The 1,989-nt window shown below is 30.1% G+C and carries 2 protein-coding genes; both read right to left on the minus strand.

The annotated features are described in order from the left end of the window. On the minus strand, positions 1-690 hold a 690-nt coding region (locus SVN78_10620; GenBank protein MDY6822058.1), incomplete at its 3' end, for a methyltransferase domain-containing protein. Continuing rightward, positions 680-1,989 (minus strand): hypothetical protein (locus tag SVN78_10625; GenBank protein MDY6822059.1); only part of this gene is annotated, 1,310 nt, incomplete at its 5' end. The genes SVN78_10625 and SVN78_10620, both read right to left, overlap by 11 nt.

The following is a 1,989-nucleotide window of genomic DNA, read 5'->3' on the forward strand; positions in this document are numbered from 1 at the left end:
GTATTTTTCCTTTTTTGCTAAGAGAATACGATTATATCTATTTGCTAACTCGTAACTAAAATGTTGCATTGATCTAGGGAGTTTCAAAAATTGGTTAAATAAGAACGTCTGTCTAATTTTACCGCCCAATTTTAAGCTTTCCAAGTGGTATTTATAAGATGTTTGATTAGCAAAAACCCCTTTAAATTGTAACCTGTTAAAAACACCGCTTAATAGTTGCTCAAGGTCATTCTGATGATACTCTCTATAATGCCATGGATTTACCCCTGAAGACTCTGCTTTATTAGGAGTAGTTATAAATAATGTTCCATCGTCTTCTAACAAATTATGCAAGAGGTTTATCAGTTTAAAGTCTTTTTCTATATGCTCTATAAATTGGAAACATATGATGGAGTCATACTTTTTTAAAGTGTTTAGACTTTGCTCTGGTAAGAAAGCCTTTACCTGCGTTATCTCATTTAAATTTTTGAAGGAATTATTTTTATTGAAAAGTTTTAGATTTTTATCTACTACCGTCAGACTTGTTGTTTGATTTATATAAAATTTGATTCCATCACCTGAGCCTACTCCTACTTCTAGAGTACGACCTAATTGATAATCTTGTAAAGCTACATACGCTGCAAGGCATCTATTAAGTATAGGTTGATCAGTTTTATGCTGATGAGATGCAACTTCAGTACTAAATATCATTTGAAACAGAGTTCTTCCACTCGAGGTAATTTGTATTAACTTTTTGAATTTTACTAAGATTATTTTGAATATAAGTTGGGTTAATCTTGTTGTAATTTACTAACATTTGATCTAGTAAATTCACTTTTGATTCTGCCGCTTCAAGAGTGAGTTGTCTATTCATTGGGCTTTTATTTTCAATCATCCATTCTACCAGCATAATATTTTGCTCAATACTATTTTCCATTAATTCAATGGCTCTTTTGTTTTCTTTCAATTCATATAGTCGTGCTGCGATATTAAATGCATTGCCATCTCTAGGCAAGTCAAATTTTTCATAAAAAAGAGCTACATTTTTAGAGAGTTGAGTAGCTAAATCAATTTGTTCATTTTTAATCAATTGAGTAATTAAATTATTTGCTTTTTTGATATAGAAATCAATTAGAATATTCATCTCTTGGGAGTTCATCCCATCGACATCAGCAGCTTTGAAAGAAATCATATTTAAAGCTCTATTTTCTAAATTAGTTAGATCATCATCAACGAGTAAGTATGGTGATGATAATCCTTGCTCTACTAGAATCTTATTTTCAATTGCCCAATTAGACTGAATAAAAAGCTTATTCTTATTATTAAGGAAGGATAGAATAGCTGCTCTCAAAGATTCGGACTCTTGATCCACTTTGGGTATTACTTCATTAATAATAGTTGTTTTAGCGCTACTTGATAACACAGTATCATTAGGTGATAAACCAGTGAAACTTGTTTGTGAACTAATATAATTATAGAGGTGAGTCCGATAGCTATCTAAATGCAATAACTCTATGTTAATCCATAAAATGGATTTATCACTATTTGCAAGCTGATACCAATAAGGAAATGTTAAGTTATCCCCATTTGCTAGGACAACACTATTTTCAGGAATACCTTCTAAAATCCATGTAGAAAATGCCTCATTAAAATCTTCGTTACTTTTATTCTGAACTTTAAAATTTTGCAAAACAAAAAGTAAGGCTAGTACTCCAGTACATATAAGAAATACCTTTTTTATTTTTTTAGGTAAATAATTAAAAATAAATAAAATCCCTAGCATTGCATAAAACCCACAAACTATAAAAGAGAAAAAACTAATATAATCTCTTTCCCTGATTCTTAAACTACTAGGAGAAGGATTCAAATAAAGTATAATGGCTAATCCAGTTAGGAGAAACGTGACTCCTAATGTAATACCTAGATCCACATTTTTAAATGAATATATTATACCTAAAAAAATAAATAGCAAAGGGATTCCTAAATAGTCCGTTTTACCCATGTTAAAAT

Source organism: Deferribacterota bacterium, assembly GCA_034189185.1.
Lineage (GTDB): Bacteria > Chrysiogenota > Deferribacteres > Deferribacterales > UBA228 > UBA228.